At 46.4% G+C, this 25,912-nt stretch carries 23 protein-coding genes and 1 tRNA gene; 12 read left to right on the top strand and 12 right to left on the bottom strand.

What is annotated here, in order from left to right; translation table 11 throughout:
• Nucleotides 1-80 precede the first annotated feature (80 nt).
• Genes LU290_RS03135 through LU290_RS03125 form a run of 3 tightly spaced genes read right to left on the bottom strand, consistent with a single transcriptional unit; the run spans nt 81 to nt 2,419 of the window.
• Entirely contained in the window at nt 81-899 is an 819-nt protein-coding gene (locus LU290_RS03135; RefSeq protein ID WP_277809105.1) for a ParA family protein, read from the bottom strand.
• A gap of 55 nt (nt 900-954) precedes the next feature.
• On the bottom strand, nt 955-1,620 hold the full coding sequence (gene rsmG, locus LU290_RS03130; RefSeq protein WP_277809104.1) for a 16S rRNA (guanine(527)-N(7))-methyltransferase RsmG: 666 nt from the start codon (nt 1,618-1,620) through the stop codon (nt 955-957).
• 49 nt (nt 1,621-1,669) lie between these two features.
• On the bottom strand, nt 1,670-2,419 hold the full coding sequence (locus LU290_RS03125) for an enoyl-CoA hydratase-related protein (RefSeq protein ID WP_277809103.1): 750 nt from the start codon (nt 2,417-2,419) through the stop codon (nt 1,670-1,672).
• Nucleotides 2,420-2,532: 113 nt separating this feature from the next.
• On the opposite strand from LU290_RS03125, the gene LU290_RS03120 reads away from it, so the two are divergent.
• The gene (locus LU290_RS03120) at nt 2,533-4,878 is read left to right on the top strand and encodes a Lon protease family protein (RefSeq protein ID WP_277809102.1); all 2,346 of its coding nucleotides are present in this window, start codon (nt 2,533-2,535) and stop codon (nt 4,876-4,878) included.
• On the top strand, nt 4,865-5,419 hold the full coding sequence (locus LU290_RS03115; protein ID WP_277809101.1) for a hypothetical protein: 555 nt from the start codon (nt 4,865-4,867) through the stop codon (nt 5,417-5,419). The genes LU290_RS03120 and LU290_RS03115 overlap by 14 nt, the downstream gene beginning before the upstream one ends.
• 116 nt (nt 5,420-5,535) lie before the next feature.
• Here LU290_RS03115 and LU290_RS03110 read toward each other — a convergent pair.
• The 3 genes from LU290_RS03110 to LU290_RS03100 form a co-directional block, all read right to left on the bottom strand.
• Nucleotides 5,536-5,612, bottom strand: a tRNA-Pro gene (locus tag LU290_RS03110).
• Between the two features lie 139 nt (nt 5,613-5,751).
• The gene (locus LU290_RS03105) at nt 5,752-8,055 is read right to left on the bottom strand and encodes a site-specific recombinase (protein ID WP_277809100.1); all 2,304 of its coding nucleotides are present in this window, start codon (nt 8,053-8,055) and stop codon (nt 5,752-5,754) included.
• Between the two features lie 139 nt (nt 8,056-8,194).
• Entirely contained in the window at nt 8,195-10,228 is a 2,034-nt protein-coding gene (locus LU290_RS03100) for a UvrD-helicase domain-containing protein (protein WP_277809099.1), read from the bottom strand.
• A gap of 102 nt (nt 10,229-10,330) precedes the next feature.
• Here LU290_RS03100 and LU290_RS03095 point away from each other — a divergent pair, with 102 nt between their 5' ends.
• Complete coding sequence (locus LU290_RS03095) at nt 10,331-11,425, top strand: WG repeat-containing protein (RefSeq protein WP_277809098.1); 1,095 nt, start codon at nt 10,331-10,333, stop codon at nt 11,423-11,425.
• A gap of 318 nt (nt 11,426-11,743) precedes the next feature.
• Here the strand turns inward: LU290_RS03095 and LU290_RS03090 are convergent, their stop codons facing one another.
• A complete protein-coding gene (locus tag LU290_RS03090; protein ID WP_277809097.1) occupies nt 11,744-12,598 on the bottom strand; it encodes an EamA/RhaT family transporter in 855 nt (284 codons plus the stop codon).
• A gap of 233 nt (nt 12,599-12,831) precedes the next feature.
• Here LU290_RS03090 and LU290_RS03085 point away from each other — a divergent pair, with 233 nt between their 5' ends.
• Nucleotides 12,832-13,422 carry an META domain-containing protein gene (locus tag LU290_RS03085; protein WP_277809096.1) on the top strand — a complete coding sequence of 197 codons (591 nt, stop codon included), beginning with the start codon at nt 12,832-12,834 and terminating at the stop codon, nt 13,420-13,422.
• Nucleotides 13,423-13,485: 63 nt separating this feature from the next.
• Here LU290_RS03085 and LU290_RS03080 read toward each other — a convergent pair whose 3' ends face one another.
• Nucleotides 13,486-14,472, bottom strand: coding sequence for a polyprenyl synthetase family protein (locus LU290_RS03080; protein WP_277809095.1), 987 nt, complete (start codon nt 14,470-14,472; stop codon nt 13,486-13,488).
• Between the two features lie 395 nt (nt 14,473-14,867).
• Between LU290_RS03080 and LU290_RS03075 the strand changes: the two genes are divergently transcribed.
• On the top strand, nt 14,868-15,947 hold the full coding sequence (locus LU290_RS03075) for a 3-deoxy-7-phosphoheptulonate synthase (RefSeq protein ID WP_277809094.1): 1,080 nt from the start codon (nt 14,868-14,870) through the stop codon (nt 15,945-15,947).
• 11 nt (nt 15,948-15,958) lie between these two features.
• Here the strand turns inward: LU290_RS03075 and LU290_RS03070 are convergent, their stop codons facing one another.
• On the bottom strand, nt 15,959-16,117 hold the full coding sequence (locus LU290_RS03070; RefSeq protein WP_277809093.1) for a hypothetical protein: 159 nt from the start codon (nt 16,115-16,117) through the stop codon (nt 15,959-15,961).
• On the opposite strand from LU290_RS03070, the gene LU290_RS03065 reads away from it, so the two are divergent.
• Genes LU290_RS03065 through LU290_RS03055 form a run of 3 tightly spaced genes read left to right on the top strand, consistent with a single transcriptional unit; the run spans nt 16,107 to nt 18,641 of the window.
• Nucleotides 16,107-16,979: a DMT family transporter gene (locus LU290_RS03065; RefSeq protein WP_277809092.1), complete on the top strand. Its 873-nt coding sequence runs from the start codon at nt 16,107-16,109 to the stop codon at nt 16,977-16,979. The two genes, LU290_RS03070 and LU290_RS03065, sit on opposite strands and share 11 nt — an antisense overlap.
• 45 nt (nt 16,980-17,024) lie before the next feature.
• Nucleotides 17,025-17,900, top strand: coding sequence for a DMT family transporter (locus LU290_RS03060; protein ID WP_277809091.1), 876 nt, complete (start codon nt 17,025-17,027; stop codon nt 17,898-17,900).
• 33 nt (nt 17,901-17,933) lie between these two features.
• Complete coding sequence (locus LU290_RS03055; RefSeq protein WP_277809090.1) at nt 17,934-18,641, top strand: Smr/MutS family protein; 708 nt, start codon at nt 17,934-17,936, stop codon at nt 18,639-18,641.
• 79 nt (nt 18,642-18,720) lie between these two features.
• Here LU290_RS03055 and LU290_RS03050 read toward each other — a convergent pair whose 3' ends face one another.
• Both LU290_RS03050 and LU290_RS03045 read right to left on the bottom strand, forming a co-directional pair.
• Nucleotides 18,721-19,983: an ammonium transporter gene (locus tag LU290_RS03050; protein ID WP_370688551.1), complete on the bottom strand. Its 1,263-nt coding sequence runs from the start codon at nt 19,981-19,983 to the stop codon at nt 18,721-18,723.
• Nucleotides 19,984-20,084: 101 nt separating this feature from the next.
• On the bottom strand, nt 20,085-20,423 hold the full coding sequence (locus LU290_RS03045) for a P-II family nitrogen regulator (RefSeq protein WP_277809089.1): 339 nt from the start codon (nt 20,421-20,423) through the stop codon (nt 20,085-20,087).
• A 252-nt stretch (nt 20,424-20,675) separates the two neighbouring features.
• On the opposite strand from LU290_RS03045, the gene lpxB reads away from it, so the two are divergent.
• Both lpxB and rnhB read left to right on the top strand, forming a co-directional pair.
• Nucleotides 20,676-21,863, top strand: a complete 1,188-nt coding sequence (gene lpxB, locus LU290_RS03040; RefSeq protein ID WP_277809088.1) for a lipid-A-disaccharide synthase — start codon at nt 20,676-20,678, stop codon at nt 21,861-21,863.
• The gene (gene rnhB / locus LU290_RS03035; protein ID WP_277809087.1) at nt 21,860-22,594 is read left to right on the top strand and encodes a ribonuclease HII; all 735 of its coding nucleotides are present in this window, start codon (nt 21,860-21,862) and stop codon (nt 22,592-22,594) included. The genes lpxB and rnhB overlap by 4 nt, the downstream gene beginning before the upstream one ends.
• 176 nt (nt 22,595-22,770) lie before the next feature.
• Here rnhB and LU290_RS03030 read toward each other — a convergent pair whose 3' ends face one another.
• Nucleotides 22,771-23,703 carry a LysR family transcriptional regulator gene (locus LU290_RS03030; protein WP_277809086.1) on the bottom strand — a complete coding sequence of 311 codons (933 nt, stop codon included), beginning with the start codon at nt 23,701-23,703 and terminating at the stop codon, nt 22,771-22,773.
• A 228-nt stretch (nt 23,704-23,931) separates the two neighbouring features.
• Here LU290_RS03030 and LU290_RS03025 point away from each other — a divergent pair, with 228 nt between their 5' ends.
• Both LU290_RS03025 and LU290_RS03020 read left to right on the top strand, forming a co-directional pair.
• A complete protein-coding gene (locus LU290_RS03025; RefSeq protein ID WP_277809085.1) occupies nt 23,932-24,537 on the top strand; it encodes a nitroreductase family protein in 606 nt (201 codons plus the stop codon).
• Nucleotides 24,538-25,107: 570 nt separating this feature from the next.
• Complete coding sequence (locus tag LU290_RS03020; RefSeq protein ID WP_277809084.1) at nt 25,108-25,884, top strand: lytic transglycosylase domain-containing protein; 777 nt, start codon at nt 25,108-25,110, stop codon at nt 25,882-25,884.
• The last annotated feature ends 28 nt before the right edge of the window (nt 25,885-25,912 follow it).

Here is a 25,912-nt window from a genome sequence, read left to right as displayed (position 1 = left end):
ATCGCTTAAAACAAAACCGACATTTTAGCACAATTTTTGTCATTGTTTTATGATTTTGATGAATTTTTGCCAACCGAATACTACCAGTCAAACTGCGCACGCACTTTCGCTTTAAATAGCTCAGGTCTGTCAGACTGCTCCATAACTTCATTCATCAAGGCATGATAAGCGATCGCCCCTTTGGACGATTTTTCGTAGCCAAAAATCGACTGCCCAAAGCTTGGCGCCTCCGCCAGACGCACACTTCTGGGAATGGCGGTCTTATACAGCAGCTGCCCAAAGTAGCTTTCAAGCTCAGCAGAGACATCTTGCGCCAGCGTGTTTCGCCCATCGAACATCGTGCGCACCACACCACGCACATGCAGCTCTTCATTGATGGATTTTAGGCGCTTGATGGTGTCAATCAAATCCACCACACCCTCCAAGGCATAATACTCACACTGCATGGGGATGATGACATTTTTTGCCACCGCAAAGGCGTTCACCGTCAAGATGCTCAGGCTTGGCGCACAGTCCATGATGACATAATCATAGCCAAATTTTCCGCTTTTTTTGGCGGCTTTGATGGCTTTTTTTAATAAAAATGGCGCATCTTCCACATCTGCCAAAGACATGTCAATCCCTGCCAAATCACGGTTCGCCCCCACCATGTCAAAGCCAGCTTGCGTGTCTTTTTCGATGACTTTGTGCAATTTGACGCCGTCAAGCAGCACATCTACGATGCTATTTTCAAGCTCATTTTTGTCAAGCCCCGCACCTGTCGTGGCGTTGCCTTGTGGGTCTAAGTCGATGAGCAAGACCTTTTTTTTGCCAATCACAGACAGCGCTGCGGCAAGGTTCACCGCCGTCGTCGTCTTACCCACACCGCCTTTTTGGTTGGCGATTGCAATAATTTCCATAAAATACCTTCAAAATCAATAGCTTATAAATGATAAATCGTACAAAATGATAAAATCACGCACCAAGTTTGTGCAGATACACCACACAACGCTCATCAGGCAAAGTCGGCACAACGACAGGCTTGACGGCTATTTGCCAGTCGCTAAGGGCTTTTTTGTCGTCATCGCTTGGCACTTTGCCTTTCATGGCATACAGCACGCCATCTGCCTTTAAATAGGGCTTGGCAAGCATCACAAAATCTTCAAGGCTGGCAAAGGCACGAGAAGTAATGACATCAAACTCGCCCTCAAATTCCTCAATGCGACTTGCCACAGGCGCGATGTTGGTAAGTTTTAGCTCGCCTGCCATCTGACGAATAAAACGCACTTTTTTGCCATTGCTGTCAAGGGCGGTCACTTGCCAGTCAGGTCGCATGATGGCAATGATGACAGACGGCAAGCCTGCGCCCGTGCCGATGTCTAGCACGCTGACATTTGATGATTCGCTCTTTGGCAAATCCGCCACAATCGCCAAACAATCCAAAATATGCTTAACGAACGCCTCTTTTGGGGCGGTAATGGCGGTCAAATTATACGCCTTTGTCCACAAAAGTAGATTGTCTAAGTATCTAAGCAGCTGCTCGATTTGCGTCTGACTAAAAGACAATTGCAGTTCATGGGCAAATCGCTGTAAATCACGGGCAAAGTCGTCTGCATAAGCAGAAATTTTATGGTAAGTCATGGTATCGTCACTCAGGTACAAGCGGTAAATGGATGGGTGAAGCGCCGCATCATTTTGATTTATTCAAAAATTTTTCAAAAATCATCCGAGCATCATCGCTTGCAAGGCACTTGGCAAAGCAGTCTTTTTCTGCGGTCATCTGCGAGATGATTTTGGCAGAATCACGCATCAAAGACTTGGTGTATCGCACCGCTTGGGCTGACTTGGTCGCAATCTGTTGTGCTTTTTGACGGGCGGTTTGCACCACCTCATCAACCTCATCAAAGCAAGCATTGGCAAGTCCACAGTCCACCGCCATCTCGCCTGTCATCGCCTCACCCAAGACGAACATCTCAAACGCTTTGGCATGACCGATTTTTTGGGTAAGTAGCAGGCTAGACGCCGCCTCTGGCACGAGCGCCAAATTGACAAAAGGTGTGGTTAGGCGTGCCTCTTTGTGAACATACGCCAAATCACAATGCAGCAACAGCGTCGTGCCAATACCCACGCCAGCACCCGTCACCGCCGCCACGATGGGCTTTGGGTAATCAGCAAGCAGGCGGATGAATTGCCATGCTTTGAGCTCATCGCCACCACCTTGCGTGCTGACCGCCAAAAAGTCTGCCAAATCATTGCCAGAACAGAAAAAATCGCCCGCCGCCGTGAATAGCACGGCACGCACCCCATCATCGTCCAACGCCCCTTTCATGGCGCCTATCATGTCGCCATACATCGCATCGGTGATGGCGTTTTTCTTGTCTGGGCGGTTTAGGCGGATTTCTAGCACGCCGCCACTTGTACTACAAACGATGTGTCCCATGAGCATTCCTTTTGGTGCGCTTGATGTCAGGTGCGCTTTGTTAAAATAGACTATTTTATCATGTTTTAATCTGTTAAAATACACCCTTTTACACGATAATTCACGATTTTATAATGACCGATCGATTGACAAAATTTCGCCTAGACCACACCGACCTAAAACGCCGTACCGACCCCAAAAGCCTGTCCGTCGCCGACGCTTTCGATGTTACTTTTGGGCAAAAGCGTGCCGTCAAAGCCATCGATATCGCCTTAGACATTCACGCCAATGGCTATCATGTTTTTGCGGTGGGCGAAAATGGCTTGGGCAAACGCACCATCATCACACGCCTATTGCGTGAGCGTGCCAAGAACGAACCCACGCCACCTGATTTGGTCTATGTGCATGATTTTGACAAACCCAGAAAGCCCATCGCCCTAAGCCTACCTAGTGGACAAGGCGAGCTGTTCGCCAAAGACATGCACAAACTTTGGCACACACTTTATCAAAAGGTGCTGAGCAAATTTGCCAGTATCAGCTACCAAAACAGCATCACCACCATCAAGCAATCCGCCCAAAAACAAGAGCGCGCCTTGATTGACAAACTCAATGTCGCCGCCAAATCGCACAACCTAACCCTACTCCAATCTACCGACCAAAAAGCGGTGCTGACCCCCATTGACGACCAAAAACCCGTCAGCAACACCGCCCTTGATAAATTACAAAAACAACTTGCCAAAATCAACATTGAGCTGGATAATCTAGAAAACGAAGTCAATCAAAAAATTGATGATTTGCATGAAACACTCATCAAAAAAATCATCACGCCATTACTTAGTCCCATTGACAAAAAATACAGCACCAACAACAAACACATCGCCCAATACCTAAAAGCCTACGAACAAGACATCATCAACAATATCTTGTTTATCGTAGAGCATGACGAAGATTTTATGGTAAAAACGGTCGGCAACACGCCCAACCGCTATTATGTCAATGTCGTGGTCAGCCACACGCCTGATGACGGCGCCCCGATTGTCTTTGAAGATATGCCCACACACCCAAATTTACTTGGGCATATTGAATACACCACCCAGCTTGGCACGATTTTGACCGACGCCAGTATGATTCGGGCAGGGGCATTGCACCGTGCTAATGGCGGCTATCTTTTGCTTGAAGCATCCGCCTTACTTGAACACCCTTATGCATGGCAAGGGCTAAAACGAGCCTTGCAATCCAAAAAGCTCGCCATCTCAAGCCTTGAACAAATGCTGACTTTGACAGGGTCGGTGTCGCTTGAGCCTGACAGCGTAGATCTGTCAGTCAAGGTGATTTTGCTTGGCGAACCAGAGTTGTATTATGAACTTTTGGAATTTGAACCAGAATTTAACAGCGTCTTTAAAATCCGTGCCGATTTTCACGACACGGTGGCACGAGACAGCCACAGCGAGCGATTTTTCATCGCAAAAATGACCGACATGATACACACGCATGAACTGCCAGAGTTTGACAAGACAGCCTTTGCGGTGATTTTGGACGAATTGTCCGTCTATGCCGATGATAAAAACAAGCTTGACTTGCACAGCGACAGGTTGTTACAACTGCTGGTCGAGTCTGCCAGATGGCAGCGCTTATGTAACAGCTCGGACGACAAATCATCAAGCGTGGTTGCCGCCCATCATGTCAAACAAGCCCTAGATGACATCAAAGACCGCAAAAGCCATCTTAAAGAGCTGTATTGGCAAGAAATTCAAAACGGGCAACAACTCATCAAGACAGACGGCTTTGCCACAGGACAAATCAACGCCCTAACCATCATCGCCTATGCCGACAGCGAATTTGGTCTGCCTGCCCGATTGACTGCACTCATCGCTCCAAAGTTTGGCACAGGCGAAATCCTAGACATTGAGCGAGATGTGGAGCTAGGGGGTAGTTTGCACGCCAAAGGAATGCTGATTATGACGAGCTTTTTACGCTCGCTGTTTAGTGAATTTAGCGAATTACACTTTTCTGCCAGCCTCGCCTTTGAGCAAAGCTACGCCCACATTGATGGCGATAGTGCGACTCTGGCGGAGTGTGCGGTGCTTTTGTCCGCCTTGGCAGATGTGCCAATCAACCAAGCCATCGCCATCACAGGCTCTATGAATCAGCTTGGGGACGCTCAAGCGATTGGCGGTGTGAATGAAAAAATCACAGGATTTTTTGATGCCTGCTTTGAGCGTGGTTTGACAGGCTCACAGGGCGTGATCATTCCAAAAACCAATGTCGGTCAATTGATGCTCAATGATGGCATTGTAGAAGCGGTTAAAAATGGACAATTTCATATTTACGCCATTGACAGCATTTATGATGCGTTGTTTATCTTGACAGACATGGCAATCAATGATAGAAATAAAAAAGGCGACTATAAAAAGAACACTCTGTTCTATAAAATCATCAAGCGTCTGTCAAGCTGGGAGGATAAAGATGAAGGCAAATAAGTTGCTGGTTGTTATGGGTTTGACTACTTTTTTATTGGCGTGTCATAATAATGCACCCCCATCAAATCATCAAGGCAATCATATTCCCACAAATCAAACACAAACATCTATCAAACAAAAACCAAGCATTGATGAACAGCTGTCTTCACTTACTCAAAATGCTTGGCAATTTGAAAAAGGTGAAAACATCGTTGATGAAAATCTAAAATTATTAGGTGGTACAATTATTATCAATTTTGCAAAATCCACACAGCGTGGAGAAATGCACGACCCCAATTATGACCTAAATTATCAGTATCATTTTTCCGTGGATGCAGGTTGTAATAAAAATGGCAGTATTGTTGGTTTTGATAAAACAACAAATAAAGTAGTTAAGATTAAAACAATGTCATTTTCCACCTTAGTTGGTTGTTATCCTGACCACGAAACCGCCATACGGCATTTTATTATAAATGACAATATCAGCTATCAAGTTAATGAAAATCAGTTGTTATTTAGAGATGACAATAATCAAACTTTATTTTTTAAGAAAAAGCAATGATTGTAAATGCCTGCCTTGCATTTGCCAGCCTTGATAGGAAATGAAGTCAGAAAAGAAAAATCCTTACAAAAAATCAAAGGCTATCGCACGATTGTGGACAGCCCTAGATTGTTATATGGTCGGAGTGGCGGGATTCGAACTCGCGACCCCTTGCACCCCATGCAAGTGCGCTACCAAGCTGCGCTACACCCCGAATAGACCGCTATTGTACTAAATTTTTAGGATTTTGCAAGTGTTTTTTGTCAGCCAATTTGCGCTCACCAGATGAACGAAATAAAACAGCCGCTTTTTGATAGAAAAAGCGGCTGTTTTGGGGTTATTTATGCTTGGGGTTATTTAGGTAGCTTAGGCGGTTTGTCAGGCTTGGGCAGTGGCGTGGTGTTTTGATTTTCTTCAATCACGACCTCACCATCTTGCCCTTCGTCCTTGTTATGGTGCTCTGCGATCGCCTCACGGATGTCTTTACCATCATCGGATTTGTCTTTTTCCTTATCTTTGGGCTTACGACCGAGCCTACGCACGACATAATTGTCAGGCAGCACTCGTGTGTTCGATTCTTTTTCATCGATCACATCTTCATAGATGACACGCCCCTCGCTGTCGATTTGTGCATATTTCACCGACTCGCTTCTTGGGAATAAAAAGTCCCACGGATTGACCAAGAAATGACGCCAAACCAGTCCCGCCAGCTTTTTCCACTCGGTAAATTCCACCTCTTTTGAGCGCAGTGCCACGATCAGCGCCAATGAAAAACTCACCATCAAGTTCACCGCACCAATGAGCAGTACACCAACAAAAGACAAAATCGCAAGCGACCAAGTGACATCTTGTGGCGACAGATAAAACAGCCCATGTACAAAGTTGGCAGACGCAAAGGCGATGTGGCGAATGTCTAACGGCAAGCCAAGCATATAGCCGATGGTTGCCGTACTACCCAAAAAGCAACCAAAGATGAAGTTGCCCATGATCGCCCCCAGATTTGCCTCTACAAACCCGCCAAGCTTATCCTGCCACTTACTTGGCATGACATAAGACAGCAAGCGATGTCGTCTGATGCGCTCGCCGATTTTATTATAAGCCGCCAGATTGTCATAATAGCCTGCAATCAGACCTGATAAGAACAAAAACACGCCTGCAATGGCTGCATGTGGCAGCGACAAGGAGCGAATCGGATCAAGCTCATGCAACAGCTGCGCCGCTTTCGAGCCATCAATCATGGGCGCACCCGTGAAATGCAGCCAAGCATAAGCGATGATGAGCGCAATCGGCATGGCGATCGAAATATTACCCAAAATCGCCACAAACTGCGTACGCATGATGTCCACGATCAGCTCAGACAGCTTGGTCATCTGCTGGGTTTTTTTGTTGCCAGAGCCGTCGGAGATGGTGGATGCGATGGCGGCGGCAGTCATGGCAGGCTGTTTGGTGGCGACCGTACCACCTGCGATGTGAATGGTCACAAAGCCTAAGCCATAAATCATGCTGTTCACAAATGCCTTACCAATCGGCGCCAGTACCAATGAAGTCGCCAAAATCTTAATGGTCGCCATAAATGCAATAAAAAATCCGCCAATCGCTGCTTTTTTATACATCTTGCGATAGCCGGTGCGGTCGGTACTGATGTAATGCTCACCGACACGACTGGCGTTTTCGGTGACTTTTCTGGATAGCAGCTTGGTATTATTCTCAATCAAATGACCAAAGCTGTATCGAGTCTTCGCCGTACGCACGATCTGCGTGGTCAGCTCGACGATCGCCTCATCACGCTTCTTTTTATTATCCGCCACCAGCTCGATCAGCACTTGCATGCGGTGCAGACTCTGTTCAAGACGCACCAGCATGTTGGTCAGGCGGATAGAGATGCCCGTCTTATAGATGCGTTTTCGCACATTGGTGACAATGTCCTCGCACTGCTCTAGCATGACCAAAAGCGGCGCAGGGCTGATGTCCTCATCAGGCGTCACATCCGTCATCAAGTCCAGTTCATGCGCCTTTCGATACTGATTAACAAAAAGCACCGCCTCTTGGTTTTGAGCGACGAAAGCGGCAGAATGATTGAGCATTTGTGGGTATGCCGCCATCAAATCAGGATGCAGACCCATGCCGCTGATGCGATAAGACAAAATGACGATGGCATTTAGAATGCTGTTTTTGGCGGTGGCTACCAGCGCAAGGTCTTCTTCATCGACACGGATGAGCTCGATGAGCCTGTCCCATTTTTCTTCCTCGATGGCACGCATCCAACGCAAATCACTGCGCCCATTAAACAAAAAGCCTGCCAGCTCCACCACCGAATCTTCCTCAGGCAACAGCGGCAAAAAACGATGTCCGATCAGACGATTGACACTATAAGAAAAGCTATGGTCGGACGCAATGCCCGTGTCAGTATATAGCGTTACTTGATTGTATTTATTAGTCAATCTTAAAATAAACGCCGCCAAGCCCGAGCCGTATTCAGGGTGTTTTTCGATGAGCGTGATCAGTTCATTCATCTTAGCATTTGCCTTCTCAGCATCGCCATCTTCCACACGCAGCTCATCGACAAGGTGTTTTAACACCTGCGACTCTGGCAACTCTTTGAGCGCCAAAATGCGCTGCAAAATGTCTTCTAAGCCAGCATAATCAGAATTTTGCAAAATTCTCTCCAAGTTCTTTGTCTATCACTCATCATCGACAACTAAGGTCTTTTGCTCGCCATTGTAGCACACGCCACCGCAAGCTTTTATGAAAATTTTTAATAATTATTTGAATCATTAAAAGTTAAAAATACCCGTCTCATGCGCCTCGTTTGGCAGCCAGCATCGCCTGAATGTTCGTCAGATAATCTTGAGCTGTCTGCTTGGGGTCTTTTTGCGCACCTCGTTTGGCAGGATAATCAATGTGGTCGGTCGGCAGCTCGTCCAAAAAGCGAGACGGCGTGGTCTGTTTAAAATCCTTACCTGCACGGCGTTTTTGAGCCAGCGTCAAAGTCAGCTCTTGCCTTGCTCTGGTAATGCCCACATACATCAAGCGACGCTCTTCTTCAATGTTGTCTTCAAGCAAAGAATTGCGGTGCGGCAGAATCTCTTCTTCCACGCCAATGATATACACAAAGTCAAACTCCAGCCCCTTAGCGGCGTGCAAGGTCATCAGATTGACTTTGTTGGTATTTTCCTCTTCTTGCTGTTGTTCTAGCATATCAAGCAGCATCATCTTACGAATCACCGCCTCGATGGTCTTATCCTCGTCCTCTTCGGCACGGTCAATGAGCGTGGCAATGGACTGATATAGCGACTCAATATTATCCAAGCGGTTTTTTTCTTGTTGCGGAGTCTTGCTGTCTTCTTTGATAAAGTCAATATAGCCTGTCTCCACAATCATCTGACGCACCAATGGCATGGGGTCGGCATTGTCATAAAGCTCACGGGTATAATGCTCAATAAAGTCAGCAAAGGCATACAGCGTATTGCTCGCCTTTGCCCCAACTGCTGCTTTTAGCCCGGCATGACTGCACGCCGACAGTAAAGAAATGCCATATTCTTGGGCAAGCAGTCCTAGTTTTTCTAAGGTTGCCGAACCCATACCACGCTTAGGCGTATTGATGATGCGTAAAAATGCCGCATCATCATCAGGATTTAGAATGATACGCAGATAGCTCATCACATCTTTGATTTCGGTGCGAGCAAAAAACGAAGTACCACCAGACAGCTTATAAGGGACATTGAGCTGACGCAGTTCTGCTTCTAATGCACGAGCCTGAAAATTGGAGCGATACAGCACCGCATACTGCTCCCACAGATTGCCATGACGCAAGCGATGAGCCACGATTTCTTTTGCCACTCGCTCCGCCTCATCAAAATCAGACGGACAAGTAATCACTCGAATGTGCGACCCCTCACCCTTATCCGACCACAACGCCTTATCAAAAATATGCTCATTATTGGCAATCACCGTATTTGCCGCACTCAAAATGCGGTTGGTTGAGCGGTAGTTTTGCTCCAATTTAACCACATGAAGGTTTGGAAAATCTTGCTTTAATAATGCCATATTTTCAGGCTTGGCTCCACGCCATGTGTAGATGGACTGGTCATCATCGCCCACCACCGTAAAGCGAGCGGACGCACCCACCAACAGCTTGACCAGCTCATACTGGGCGGTGTTGGTGTCTTGATATTCATCGACCAAAAGATAGCGAATGCGGCGTTGCCACTTGTCTCGCACCAGTTCATTTTCTTTTAAAATCTTGGCAGGCAGGACAATCAAATCATCAAAATCTACCGCATTATACGCCCGTAAATTCCGCTCATACAAGCCGTACAAGTGAGCGAACATCAAATCCTCTGGATCAGACAAAGTCGCCGCCGCATCTTCTGGGGCGACCAAATCATTTTTCCAATCAGAGATGTATTTGATTGCTTTGCCAGCCAGCTCACGACTCTCTGCCCCACTCATGTTGTCTCGCACCATCAGCTCCATCAGCAGACGCTTAGAATCGTCCGCATCCATGATGCTAAAATTAGATTTTAATGGCGTGTTTAGCAGTTCATACCGCAAAAACTGCAAGCCAAACTGGTGAAAAGTCGATACCGTCAAGCCACGAGTCTTTTCACTGGGCAAAAGTTTAGACACACGAGCTTTCATCTCTCGCGCGGCTTTATTGGTAAAGGTCATCGCCGTAATGCGTTCGGCAGGCACATTGCAATTGGTAATCAGATGGGCGATTTTTTGGGTAATGACCGAAGTTTTGCCTGAACCTGCCCCTGCTAGGACAAGCAAAGGACCTGAAACATGGGCTAAGGCTTCTTGTTGGCGGGGATTTAATTGACTCATGGTGTTTTTATGATGGATAAATGGCTTGACATTATAAAGGATTTTGGCAAAATGGGCAAAAGTTTGTGCTAAAATACACCCTTATTTTTATGGATAAACAGCATGACAACACGCCCCACCCTTTTTACTAAATCCCTTTTAACTGCCGTACTGGTTTTGGCAAATATCTCCCATGCCAACACCCCATCAACCCAACAAAATGATGATGCACGCAAAGCCCAAGCAGAGCAATGGGCAATGCAACGGTCAGCAGAAAATAAAGCCAAAGCAGCCGAAAGGCGAGCAAGGGAACAAGCACTACGACAACCCAAAAAACAACAAAGACATGGGGATTTTTATCGCCAAAAGCCCACCCAAGACCCCCAAACTGGCAAATATGGCGTGATTGACCATCAGGGTAATATCATCATTGATACCATTCATGACAAACTTGACGAATTTACCTATGTTGCTTTTGGCGATAAACCTATATATTTTGCGAAAAAACAGGGTAAATATGGCATTTATGACCATCAAGGCGGTATTATTTTGCCTTTTGAATATGATAACATTGGTGAAATTGGTGAATTAGAACAAGGCATTTTACCCTTATCTAAAAATGGCAAATGGGGTATGATAAAATTTGCCACCGACCGATTTCAACGCATTGATTTTAAAAAGCCTTATCAGGTCATGGTTGATTTTAGGCTAGACTATGATTTTGTGCATGGATTTACTGATGAATTATCACTCGTTCATAAAAATGACAAATACGGCTTTATTGATAAAACAGGTAGCCCAATAATACCATTAACCTACGACACCGCCCTGCCATTTTATCCACCCATCACCAAAGTACATAATAGCAAACACCCCGACATCATCAATGACCCCATTGCCTTTGTCGGTATCAAATCAGGCGACAAAATGCACCTTGGGGCAATCGACACAACAGGCAAAGTCATCATTCCCATTGAATATGATGGCATTGATATCAATACTATATTTAATCCTTTTGTGATTATTTTAAAAGACAATCAATCGAGCGTTTTTGGTCGCAATGGCTCACGCATTTTGCCTGATACTTATGATAAAATCCAACCATCGCCATTATGTTTTGGCATCTTAGAACTCATCAATCCCAATAATGAACCCAGAAAATGCACACTCTACACTCTTAAAAATGGTGTGGAAAATAAAATTGATATTGACTATTGAATCATCATATCAATAAATCGGTAAGGTGTGTAACACGCACCGTTTTTAAGATTAATTTCTTTTAAGGTTTTTCCGTTCGCCCTGAGCTTATTTAAGGGTATCATACCAACCGAATTTAAAACTGGTACAACATTCACCATTGAATGGTAGGGGCGAATGATATTCGCCCTTTTTTTAAACCTTGATTGATTGGGCAAATGTGATTTGCCCCTACAAAACCGTATCAAATTTATCGTTCGGTTGGTATAAAAAAACCGTCATGGTTCGACAAGCTCACCACGAACGGTTTTTATTTTAAAATTTTTAGAAAATTGATACTCATTTTAAATAGAACAAACACCACACCGCCAGCACACCCAAGATGATGCCAAGTCCATTGATTTTGGAGAGTTTTTCTTTGAAGACAAACAGCCCCACGACCGCCCCCAAGCAAATCACGCCAATATTCATGCCTGCAAATACTAAGGTGGGGTCGTCTTTAAAGGCTTGGTGGGCTTTGATATAAAACAAAATATTGGCAAAATTTAGTCCGCCAAGCACAACGCCACTTGCCAGACTTTTGCCCTGCCAATGCGTTTTTTTGACAAGTAAATACCCAAAAAGTAGCACAAACGCCAACATAAAGCTCACGGTGAGCGTGTTTGGGAACGCTGCACCCAGTTTGGACATTTGCTTAAACAGCACATCAATCACGCCATAGCCTGCCCACACCCCAAGCAAAATCAAGGCGGTGGCTTTGGGCGTGGCGGACTGCTTGGCGTGCGTATGAGCAGGCTTATAAGTCAGAGCAATCAGCGAACCAAAGGCAAGCACAATCCCCACGCCCTTAGCAAGGGTCAAACTCTCACCAAAAATGGTAAATGACGCCAAAATCGGCAAAAACAACGCCAGCCTTTGAGCGACATCAGATTTAGCAATGCCGACCAAATCCACCGCCTTTGCCATGATGATGAACACGCTTGGCAACAGCAGACCCAACGCAATAAAAATCAACGCCCCTTGATGAAAAACATCGGCGGACAACTGGGGCTTTAAGAGCAAAAAACACAGCCCAATAGCAGTGATATAATTGACCAAAATCGCTTGGGCGATGTCAATGTGCCGTCTGCGTGCCAATTTTAAAAAGATGGCGACCGACACGCTGGCTAAAATGGCAAGAATAAGAAAAATCATGGCTCAATATCACACAAATTTGAAATATTTTGTTACAAAGATTGTGATATTATAACCGTGCTTGAAGAATTGTCAAGCACTGTGAAAAAGTGTTCACCAAAATTGCATTACAAATTGTATTACCTAGCTGTTTTTATGAACACATCGTCATTTGAAATCTTTGGCATGATGTGTATAATAACGACTTAGAGTTTAGGCTTACCGTGATTAACCCATACATCAAAAATAACACAATGAAAACACCTTTCATCATTTTACCAGTCGCTTTATTCATCGCTGCATTACCCGCCTGCACCAATCATCAAGCGACAAACAATCAAACCAATACCGATCTAAACACATCAAATACAGACAATAACTCTACACAACAAGCTGCGCCACTCACTGATGATGAGCTGTTATCATCCATCAAATCCGACCAACAATGGCAAAGTCTGCCTTTAACTTATGAGCATTTATTAGGTCGCTGGAAATTGGCTGTGGTGAGCGATAAGGATTTTAATAATCTTAATCTACCCATTGTTAAAAAAGACAATACCACCATTACTTTTAACAAAAGCACAGAACTTAACAATTATTGGGTACATCTGCCAAATAATTGCAACTCCATGAACGGTGAATTCACACTCACCAAAACAGCCATCAAAATCCGTGGCAATCTTGCGACCACAGAGATGGCTTGCGCCACACCGCCCAAAGCGCTGGATGACAACATGATTCACTCGGTCATTTTAAACGGTGATTATAAAATTTATCAAAAAGAGCAGCGCATTTTAAAAATACACCACGACCATCAATACTGGATATTCATCAATAACACTTGATCAAAAAAACCACCGTCAGTATTGATGGTGGTTTTTAAGCCAATTAAGCCAATATTAAACAAATCATACAAGTCTTGAACTTGCCAGCTCGGTCAGCTGATAAAGTGCATGGCGGTATTGATTATCAGGCAGGTTTGCCAACGCCTGCTGAGCCAAGCGGGTCTCGTCCAATGCACAGCGCTTGCAATAATCGAGCGCCCCACTAGAACGCACCAATTCAATCAGCTCGCCTGCATTGTCGGTTTTGCCTGTTTGGACGGCGATGCGAAGTTTGTCATAATTGGCAGGGTCGCTGTCTTTGAGCAGTTCTAGGGTCTTAATGATTGGCAAAGTCGGTTTACCTTCGGCAAGGTCATCTCCCAAATTCTTACCCATCGTTTCGCTGTCGCCCACAAAGTCCAGCACATCATCAATCATCTGAAAGGCATTGCCAAAATGATAACCAAATGCCCCCAGCGTGTCTAGCAATTCATCACGACCTGCCAAAATCCCTGCCCCTTGGGTTGCCATCATAAACAGGCGTGAAGTTTTGCCGTCAATGATTTGGCGATAGTCGGCTTCGGTGGTCTCGATATTATACTGATGTTGTAATTGCAAAACTTCGCCCTCGGCAATGTCGCAAGTGCCATCTGAGAACACTTTAAGTAGCGACATATTATTAAAACCAACGAGCAAATTAAACGAACGAGCAATCAGATAATCCCCCACCAGCACTGCTGTGGCATTATTCCAAGTGGCGTTGGCTGTCGGCTTGCCTCGTCTCATGCCAGATTCGTCAATCACATCATCATGCACCAAAGTCGCCGTGTGAAGCATCTCAGTGATTGCTCCCAGCTCCAACGCCTGCTGATTTTGTACATCATCAAGCATTCGTGCGGTCAAAAGAGTAATGAGCGGTCGCATTCTTTTGCCACCTGCGTCAATCACATGCTTAGACACCTGCATGACAAGGCGTACTTTTGAATTGAGCGAACCGAAAACTTGCTTATCCATGATGGCAAAATCATCCGCAACCACGGATAAAATGTCGGCATAAGTTGGTGTGGTCATGTTATGGTCTCGTGTTGTGCTGTTTTTGTTGTGATGGCATGTAATGGCAAATGACAAGGCGACCATCAAAGCTGACTTCTAAAAGTCGTTTTCCAAAATCAGCCTTGCGTAAAGTTTTATAAATTTAAACCGCCCTAAAAACTGCCATTTAAAATGTGCTTATCATACCACAGCAGGCTTTTTTACTCAAAAAAAAATCACGCCACGCCACAGAGCCACCATTCATGATTGCCATAACCATTGGTTATGAATTTATTGAATAAGCAAATAAAAATTTAATTTTTTAACGGTTTTCACACTAAAAAGGCTTGTCAAACTGGTAGATTGCGTGCATAATGGTTGGGATTGTTTTAACGGTGCAAGATGCACCAGCCAGCCAACATAAGGTAGCTTGTATGTCATTTTTAACCCATCACACTGAAATCGACGATGTCAATATTGAAAAAATCACGCCACTCATCACGCCAGCCGAACTAAAACGCTCTTACCCCCTATCAAGCCAAGCCTTTAACACCGTTCTGCAAGGTCGTAAGGTCATTGAAAATATCCTAGATGGCGTGGATAAGCGCATCCTAGTCGTGGTCGGTCCTTGCTCGATTCATGACACCACCGCCGCCCACGAATACGCCGACAAATTAAAGGTTTTGGCAGAAGAATTAAAAGACGAGCTGTTCATCGTCATGCGTGTGTATTTTGAAAAGCCACGCACCACCACAGGCTGGAAGGGTTTGATTAATGACCCTGACATGAATGACAGCTTTGACATTGAAAAGGGTCTTGGTATGGCTCGTAAATTACTGCTTGAACTCAACGAAAAAGGCTTGCCTTGTGCCACCGAAGCCCTAGACCCAAACACCCCACAATACATGCAAGACTTAATCAGCTGGTCTGCCATCGGTGCCAGAACCACAGAAAGTCAAACGCACCGTGAAATGTCAAGCGGTCTGTCTTGTCCTGTTGGCTTTAAAAATGGCACGGACGGCTCAATGACGGTGGCGGTCAATGCCATGCAAGCGGTCAAATCAGGGCATAGTTTCCTAGGCTTGTCATCAGACGGTCAAGTGTCCATCATCAAGTCCAAAGGCAACAAATACGCCCATGTCGTGTTGCGTGGTGGCAACGACCAACCCAACTATGACGAAACCGCCATCGCAGCCGCCGAAAACGAGCTTGCCAAAGGCAAAACCAACGGCAAAATCATGGTAGATGCCAGCCATGCCAACTCTGGCAAAGACCCTTATCTACAACCAATGGTCATCCAAAACATCGCCCACCAAATCCAAAATGGCAACAAATCCATCATGGGCTTGATGATTGAAAGCCATCTAAAAGGCGGTCGCCAAAATATCCCTGCTGACCTAAGCCAGCTAGAATACGGCAAATCGGTAACAGACGGCTGCTTAGATTGGGAAGCCACCGTAGAAGTCCTTCGTCAATTTGCCAAAGATGTCAAAGAGCATCTGCCAAATCGTTAAATTCAGAAAATTCAACGACACACCGTAGGGGCGAAAAATTTTTCGCCCCTACAAGCCACGCCAAATGCTAGGCTTAATAGCCACAAAGCTGGATCAAACAAAAACAGCCCCAAGGGTGTGCCATGCACGCCTTTTTGTCTTTTTATCATCATCTTTATCATGTCAAACATCGCTCCCACCAATCCCAATCAAGGCTCGCTTGCAGGCTCATTTTATATGGTGCTTGCCTGTCTGTGTTTTGCACTCATGCTCGTATTCATCAAACTCTCTGGGCAAAAGTTTGGTATGCACACCTATGAAATCACCTTTTGGCGTGTATTCTTTGCACTCATTGTGCTGGGCGGTTTTTCATGGCTAAAAGGACGAGATTTTCGCACGGCTTACCCAAAAGAGCATTTTTGGCGGTCTTTTGCAGGATCGGTTGCCCTTTTGATGAATTTTTATGTGGTGCTGCACTTACCGCTTGCCACCGCCAGCACCCTACAAAATACTTCCGCCATTTTTTTAGGTCTGCTCTCCATCATCATTTTAAAACAAAAGCCCACTTTGGTGAGCTGGGTCTCACTGATTTTAGGGTTTATTGGCGTGGTCATCTTACTCAAACCATCCGCAGAGGGCGACGCCTTTGCCATGATGCTAGGCTTGCTAAGCGGCGCCATCAGTGGCTATGCATATTTGCAAGTGCTAGAATTGTCCTTACTTGGCGAACCCGCTTGGCGAATTGTGTTTTATTTTTCGTTATTATCCACGCTCATCGCTGGGGCATTGGCATTGTTTTTTAACTTCACGCCCATCACGCCAGAGATTTTGCCTTACATTATCGGCATTGGTTTGACAGCATTGGGCGGACAGCTACTCATGACCTATGCTTATCAGGTGGGACAAAAATTTGTCGTGGCGACGCTGTCTTATCTTGGCGTGGTATTCGCCATTCTCTTTGGAGCGGTGATTTTTGGGGAGCGTTTGGATTACCTAAGCCTACTTGGAATTGGCGTGATTGTGGCAAGTGGTATTTTGAGTGGGAAAAAGTGATTTAAAATCAGCACATCAGACGATTTTTTATTCAAAGGATAAACCATGCTCTACATCATCATCGCCCTATTCATCTGGGCATCGTCTTTTACCGCAGGCAAATATGCCTACACCATGTTTGACCCAGCCCTTGCGACTCAACTTCGCTTTTTTATCGCAATGATGATTGTTCTGCCCTTTTTTCTAAAAACACGCAAAAGCATTGACAAATCCCTAACCAAAAAACTTTGGGGCATTTCGTTTTTGATGTTTCCCATCGGCATTTTAATGCAGTTTATGGGGCTGTCCTACACTTCGGCGTCCAGTGCGGTGGTGGTCATTGGCACAGAGCCAATTTTGGTACTCATTGTGGGGTTTTTGGTCTTTGGGCAAAAAGTAGCGTGGTTTGATTGGCTACTTAGCCTTGTTGCCCTGATTGGCATTATCCTACTGGTGCTTGGCTCACAAAACGATGGGGCGGTGGATTTGTTTGGGCTACTACTGGTGTTCATCGCAGGGGCAGGATTTGCCCTAAGCATTCACGCCTCCAAAGCCGTGATGAGCCAGATGGACAACAAAATCTACACCGCCGCCATCTTGGTCAAAGGTTCACTGCTTGCCCTGCCGTTTTCGCTCGTGTTAATCAAAGATTGGCACATTGAATTTAGCTGGCTTGGGCTGTTTGCCACGATTTATCTGGGCGTGTGCTGTAGCTGGCTGGCTTATAAATTATGGAATTTGGGACTCAACAAAACCCCTGCCCACATCAGTGGTATGCTCATCAGTCTCGAGCCTGTGCTGGGCGTGATGATTGCCTTTGCGTTTTTGGGCGAACGCATGACTGATCTTACTGCCTTTGGTAGCGTGCTGGTGATTGGGGCGGCGATGCTATCCACCATCATTCCCATCTTAAAAGACAAAAAAGCCAAACAGGTAAATTGATGATATAATAACGGCATTTTTTTACCGAGAACGATGATGACTACTTTTAAAGACCTACTTTCCAAAGATTTTCAAGCACAATTAAAAGAGCTGAGCGGTAAATCCACACACAGCACCGACCACAACGGCAAACCCACCAGCTCTGCCGTGATGGGCAAAAAAGAAGTTGCCAGTCAAGTCAAACGCTTTAACCACGAAGGCATTGACGAAGACAAAGTGCTGTTCATGCAAGCGATGAGCGGTGTCAGCCCCCTAAAACATGAAAAATCGGTCAATCATCGCATCAAAACCGACCCCAAAGACCCCACCGCCCTATTTCGCCGCGCCAATGCCGAAGGGGGCGAAGAGCTGCCTGGGGCGAATTTGTCAGACATGCAAGCCCTACTAAACCCAGTGGCAGGCGAAGCGTTTTTGAGCTACAAAAACCCCACCCTACAAAACAAAGTTTTTGAACAATTAAAACAAGGCAAACTTCGCTGGTACGATGCGGTGGATCTGCACGGTACCAGCATCGAAGACGCTCGCACGGCAGTACAGACCATCATCGCAAATGCACTCAAAAATGGTGAAACTGTCGTCAAAATCGTTCACGGCAAAGGCACGGACGCCATCATCAAGACCTGCGTCAATGGCTGGCTACGCCAAATCAGCGATGTGATGGCGTTCGTCTCCGCCCCTGCCAATGACGGCGGTAATGGTGCGGTTTTGGTGCTATTAAAGCGTAAAAAGATGGGCGAGTAAGGCAGACTTATAAAAAATCGTACGGACTTGACCGCCCGTACGATTTTTATTTTGCCTGATGAATGCTTTATCTGTTTTATCAGTCGGCAATTTTCTCGCCATGCACCGCCAAATCAAGCCCTCGATATTCGTCCTCAGCATTGACACGCAGACCGATGGTGTGTTTGATGACAAGACCGATGATGGCGGTCATGACAGCGCAGTAAGCGATGGTGGCAAGCACGCCTTCGATTTGTAGCCACAGCTGGGTCGCCATGCTGACATTGGCAGCGTCTGGATAGATGCTGGTGCTGACAAAGACACCTGTCAATACCGCACCGACGATACCGCCCACACCATGCAAGCCAAAGGCATCTAGGCTGTCATCGATGCCTAAGCGGTGCTTGCCATAATGAATCATCACAAAGCAAGCGATGGCAGTGAGTGCGCCGATGGCAAGCGCGCCTGCGACATCCACAAAGCCTGCTGCTGGCGTGATGCCTACCAAGCCTGCGATCGCACCTGATGCGCCGCCTAGGGCTGATGCTTTTTGGCGTACCAGATATTCACACAGCATCCAAGCCAGCGCACCGATCGCCGCTGCCACTTGTGACACCACCAGTGCCATCGCCGCACCGCCATTTGCACCCAGAGCCGAGCCGCCATTAAAGCCAAACCAACCCACCCACACAAGACCTGCACCAATCAAGGTCAATGACAAGTTTGCCGGTGCTAAGTTGCCCTTGCCGTAGTCGGCACGCTTACCCAAAAGCGCCGCCAATACAAGACCTGCCACACCAGCATTGATGTGCACCACCGTACCGCCTGCAAAGTCTAGCGCATCGCCAGTCAGCCAGCCGCCGCCCCACACCCAGTGGCAGATCGGTGCGTACACGAGCAGCACCCAAGCAGCCGAGAACCACAAAAATGCGCCAAATTTAATGCGTTCAGCCAATGATCCTGCCAAGATCGCCACCGCAATCACCGCAAAAGTGAGCTGAAAAATCACAAATAACACGGTCGGAATGGTGCCGCTGATGTCATCAAGCCCAATGCCTGACAGCATGGTATTGGCAAAGCCGCCCACAAAGGCATTCATACCACCCTCAGAAAACGCCAATGAATAGCCGACGACCACCCACAGCACCGACACCACCGCCGCCGCACCATAGCTGTGCATCATGGTGGATAAGATGTTCTTTTTTCTTACCATGCCCGCATAAAACAGCGCAAGCCCCGGCAAAGTCATCATAAGCACCAAAGCCGTCGCCACCAGCACCCACGCCGTATCGCCTGTGTCGAGCACACCCTCGTCAGCCAGCGCCATCATTGGCAAAGCGCTCATCGACATGACCGCAGTCATACCCAGTCTATTAGCCCATCTGTTCATGACATTACTCCACATTACCCAAATGTTTGATTTATTAAGGTTTTTAAGGTTAAATTCTGCCTTTATTGCCGCCTTTATAGCGCCATGTCGCCCATCTCGCCTGTGCGAATACGCACAATCTCATCAACCTGCTGCACAAAAATCTTGCCATCACCAATCTTGCCCGTATGCGCCGCCTCAGCAATGATGCGCACCACTTCCTCTGCCAGCGCATCGCTCACCACAAGCTCAATTTTGATTTTTGGTAAAAAATCAATCACATATTCAGCGCCACGATACATCTCAGCATGACCCTTTTGCCTTCCAAAGCCTTTCACCTCAGTGATGGTCATGCCATGCACGTCGATGGTGGTCAAAGATTCACGCACATCGTCAAGTTTGAAAGGTTTGATGATTGCTGTAATCAGTTTCATAAAAACTCCAATTAGCCCATAAGAAAAAACTTATGAGACATATTATGGCAAAATTCTCACACAATGAAAAATGGTTTATTTTGATAAAAAAGGTATTATTTATTATTTTTATTTATTACATCATAACTATAACTTATTTAATTCAATGAAAATTTGCCACCATCAGCAAGTCATTGCCCAAAATTCAAGAATAGATTTGCAAGCTTGGTGGGAAATTCGTACAATAAGCACAGATGATTTTTAGGAGCATTCATGACCAAAAATACCTTAAACATCGGCATTGTCGCAGGCGAAATCTCAGGCGATGCTTTGGGTGCAGACTTCATGCGCCAAATGCAACGCCTCCATCCACAGGTGCGCTGGGTGGGCGTGGGCGGCGAAAAGATGAGACAGGCAGGCTTGACCTCCATCATCGACATGAGCCGTCTGTCGGTCATGGGGCTAAGCGAAGTCGTCAAGCACTTGCCTGATTTATTGCGTGCCAAGCGTGAGATTTTGGCGGAATTTGACCGTCAAAACATCGACATTTTTGTTGGGATTGATGCGCCAGATTTTAACCTAAGGCTGGGCAAGGCATTAAAACCCAAAGGCGTGTTTTGCGTGCAGATGGTGAGCCCGAGCATCTGGGCGTGGCGTGAAAATCGCATTCATGGCATCAAGGCGTCCACTGACTTAGTGCTGTGTTTATTTCCTTTTGAACTGCCTGTCTATGCCAAGCATCAGCACCCTGCGGTGTGCATCGGTCATCCTTTGATTCGCTCTTTACGCCCAAAAGGATTTGCTCGCCGTGCTGACACGCTGTGCTTGATGGCAGGGTCGAGAGTGGGCGAGATGAGAGCCATTTTACCGACTTTATTGGCAAGTTTTGAAAAATTATACAAGAAAAATCAATCACTTAAAGCAATCCTTCCACTCGCCAAAGACGAGCATAAAGCCTTGGTTGAGACACTGATTGAATCGCACGCACCGCAGCTGGCAAGCCGTTTGCAGATTTTTACACCAAAGGACTGGCAGCAGTCGCATGAGTTTGACGATGGCTATACCGCCAGTCAGTATGCCATGCAGGTGAGCGCCTTGACGATTTTGGCAAGTGGCACGGCGACACTTGAAGCCTTAATGTTACAAGCGCCCATGGTGGTGGTCTATAAGGTCAATGCTCTCACCTACGCCATTGCCAAGCACCTTATTAAGATTCCTTATGTCGCTTTGCCAAACATCTTAGCGATGGCGCAAACTGGCTCTGCCATCGTGCCGGAGCTAATCCAACAAGAAGCAACCCCAAGCAACATCGCCAATACCGCTTTAAATATTTTAAATAATCTACAAATTCAGCAGCAGCACCTTGCCCGCACTGTCTCCCAGCTACAACAAGCGCAAACAGACGCTGCCTTCGCCGTACTCACGCATTTTCAGTCATCAACCGCCAGCACACGCTCATGAAAGCCCACACCCAAGACAGCCATGTCCACGCCTGCACCATTCACTCACATCAAAATCACCCAATCAGATCAGATGTCGTCGTCATTGGCGTTGATGAAGTGGGTCGTGGCTCGTTATTTGGTCAGATGACAGTGGCTGCGGTGATTTTGGATGCTGCCTTGACGGGTGAATTTGGCTTGATTGACTTGGTCGGCACGCCGATCGCCACCATCAATGACAGCAAAAAACTCTCCGCCAAGAAGCGAGCTTTGGCATACGATACCATCCGAAAAATCAGCCAAAGCTACGCCATCGTTGATATTCCTGCGCACATCATCGATGCCATCGACATCTATCAAGCGACATTGCTAGGCATGAGACTTGCCATTGAAAGTTTAATAAAACTTAATAATATCACCCCTGAGCACACCTGCGTCATCATCGACGGCAATGCTGCACCGACACTGTCCGCCGCCTTTGCGGGTCATCAATCTTGCATTCAGACGCTCATTAAAGGCGATGGCATTCACAGCAGCGTCGCCTGTGCCAGTATCCTAGCCAAGGTGCATCGTGACACCGCCATGAACGAATTTGCCAACATCTATCCTGATTATCACATTGACAAACATAAAGGCTATGCCAGCAAAGCCCACCGACAAGCCATCACAGAATACGGCATACTCCCAGAGCATCGCAAAAGCTTTAACCCCATGCGGACGATGCTGGCAAGTGAGCAGACGGAGCTGTTTTAATCATCCGTTTAGCCTGCAAGGTGCGTATTGATCATCGCCATTTCCACCAAAATTCTTATTTTGTAGAATAGACTTATCTATAAAGATGGTCGTAGGGTGTGTTAAGCTTTAAATCCAACAAAATCAATGAGTTACACCAAAAATAACAGGCTCTTCCCCACCCCACACAACTTATTTTATTTCAGCAATGACGCATGTTCAGCATCTTGCAACAAAAGCGCATCTTTTGTGCATTTTTCCACCCAAAAATCAATGAACGCCCGCACTTTGGCACTCAAAAACGCTCGATCCACATACACTGCATATAATGGCACCGACAAAATGTCATAGTCTTCAAGGAGTCGCACCATCTCGCCTTGCACGCTATACTCCTCCGCCACCCAGCTTGGCAGATAGCCCACACCCATGCCAGCACGGATGAGCTCGGCATTCATCGGCGTGTCATTGGAGAGTATCACCGCCTTGGGGTGTATGCTGTGCTTACTGCCGTCATGGCGGTGGCGCACGGTGAGTTCAGACATCTTGACATAGGTGGGCAGCACGCCTTGATGTGTATTGAGCTCATCTGGCGTGGTGGGTGTGCCATGGCGTGCCAAATAATCCTTGCTTGCCATCAGGTAAAACGACATATGCCCAAGCGGTCTTGCAATGAGTGATGGCTTGGGCTCATGAGTCAATCTAAGCGCCAGATCAAAGCCTTCTGCCACCAGATCGACCAGCTGATTTGACAGCGACAGATTCAGCACAATGTTTGGATACAGCTGGCTAAACTCCGCCAAGTAGCCCGCCACTTTGGCATTGGCAAACCAGCGGGGCATGGTGATTTTTAGCTCACCTTGTGGCGTCGTCGCCATGCCAGATGCCTGCTGTTTGGCATTATCCAGCACATCAAGCGCATGGGTAGATGCCGCATGATAACGCGCGCCTGCCTCGGTCAGATGGATGCTGCGGCTGTTGCGCTGCAAAAGCTTAGCACCAAGCGTGCTTTCTAAATGCGCCAGATGCTTACTCGCCATCGCCACCGAGATGTCTAACGCCTGTGCCGCCTTAGTAAAGCTGCCCTGCTGCACCACCTGATGAAACACCTCTATGCTTTTTAAAGTATCCACATTGCACCGTCTGTCTTTTGAAGTAAATTAAGTTAAGTAAATTAAGCTTTTTAAGAAAATTAAGTAAATTTTAAATAATTATAGCATAAATTGGCTTATCTTTTCTTATTAAGAAATGATTCATCAACAAAAAGCCACTTGTTTCCCAAGATTTTACGGTTATAATGGCTTTAAGTCGATATTTTTAAAAGCAGATTTGCACAAATTCACCCAAACCAAGGAGTCCTCATGACTTACAAAACCCTACAACAAGCCGCTGAACTTCGCCGCTCTATTTACGCCTTGAACAAAGAGCTGCCAATCAGCGCCAAAGAAGTCGATGAAATCGTCAAGCACGCCGTACTGCACACGCCATCATCATTCAACTCGCAGTCTAGCCGCCTTGTCGTTTTGCATGGCGCCGAACACGACAAACTGTGGGAGCTGACTCGAGAGGCGCTGCGTGCCATCGTGCCTGCTGAGAATTTTGAGCCGACCAATGACAAAATCAATATGTTCAAAGCCGCCGCAGGCACGGTGCTTTTGTTTGAAGACATGAGCGTCGTTGAAGGCTTGCAGGCGCAATTTCCAAGCTATGCGGACAATTTCCCTGTGTGGGCAGACCATGCCAACGCCATGATTCAATACGCCCTGTGGACAACTTTGGCAACCGTACAAGTCGGCGCAAACTTGCAGCACTACAATCCTGTGATTGACGAGGCGGTGGCGAAAACTTGGAACATTCCCGCCTCTTGGAAACTGCGTGCACAGCTGGTATTTGGCGGCATTGAAGCACCTGCTGGCGAAAAAACCTTTGCACCGATTGAAGAGCGCTTTACCTCTTATGGCGCTTAAACATCGCCTTATGACAGTCCCAGCCAAGACTTTATGATGCAGTCATTTTAAATAGCATCAATCAAGTGGGAGTGAATTGCCATTCATTCCCATTTTATTACCAAATTACCAATTTAAGGGCAGATCCACATCTGCCCTTGTTTTTTTGTTCAATGTCCCCACATAGTAAAGATGGCGGCGTTTTAAGCCCATTTTAATGCGCATATGATGATTATGTGATGCTTGTGATTTGCTAAGTTTTGGTTTTATCAATGTCGCACCAAGTGTGTACAAGCAAATATGTGTCAAGCGCTAAAATCTACCGCCACAATGGTTACCAATTACCAACAATCAAGCAAAAACACTGGATATAAGCTTAGGTATAATGCGTGAAATTTTGCCGCAAATCCGCTTGGCGCACTTAATTGTCGTACTTAAAAAACCATTTGGCTTGTTTGGCAAACATTCAACTCAACCGATATTTTTAAACCGATATTTTAACGATATTTTAACGATATTTTAACGATATTTTAAATTGACAGGCTTTTGGCGATCTGACACAACGATCAGCTCGCCAAAGCACCATGAATTATGAAAAAAATTACCGCACTACCCTTGTTTCTTTTGACCGCTTTGACCTCAACGATGGCCGCCCAAGTCATCGATGGCAAGCTTTTGACGACCATCACACAAAACGGCAGCGGCACCAGCAAATTTGCACATGTCAGCGGCGGCTATTATGATTCCGACATTCATTTTGGCATCAAAACCACTGTCCAGCGCACGCCAGCTGCCACTTCGCAGTACAGCCAAAACATCGGCACCATCAACAACAGCACTTATGACGCCTTGATTTTGCAATCAGCAAACCGTCATGGTGTCGATCCTGCACTCGTCAAAGCGATCATGCACACCGAATCCTCTTTCAACCCCCATGCCGTCTCACCAGTTGGTGCGCAAGGCTTGATGCAGCTCATGCCGGGTACGGCACGAGACATGGGCGTGTATAACGCCTTTGACCCTGCGCAAAACATCGAAGGCGGCGTCAAATACATCGCATGGCTTAGCCAAAGATTCTCCAACCGAGATCACATCATCGCCGCTTACAACGCCGGTCATGCTAATGTGCGTCGCTATGGCGGCATTCCACCATTCAAAGAAACTCGCAACTATGTGCGCAAGGTCAATAGCCGCTATCAGACACTATATGCCAACGACGCTAACCTAAACCGCTCAAATTATCAACTGGCAATGAATGTCGATACTCAAACCACCGCCACACCAACACAAGTGTTTGCCGACAGCACGCCAAAGACGCCTACTTTGTCGCAGGCGGCTGGCAAAGTCTATATCAATCAAAGCAAATAACGCAAATAGCAAAGCTAACACAAATAGC

It is taken from the genome of Moraxella nasibovis (genome assembly GCF_029581575.1).
In the GTDB taxonomy this organism is placed as follows: domain Bacteria; phylum Pseudomonadota; class Gammaproteobacteria; order Pseudomonadales; family Moraxellaceae; genus Moraxella; species Moraxella nasibovis.
The sequence above is the reverse complement of the archived record's forward strand: the minus strand, read 5'-3'. Positions and strand labels throughout refer to the sequence as shown.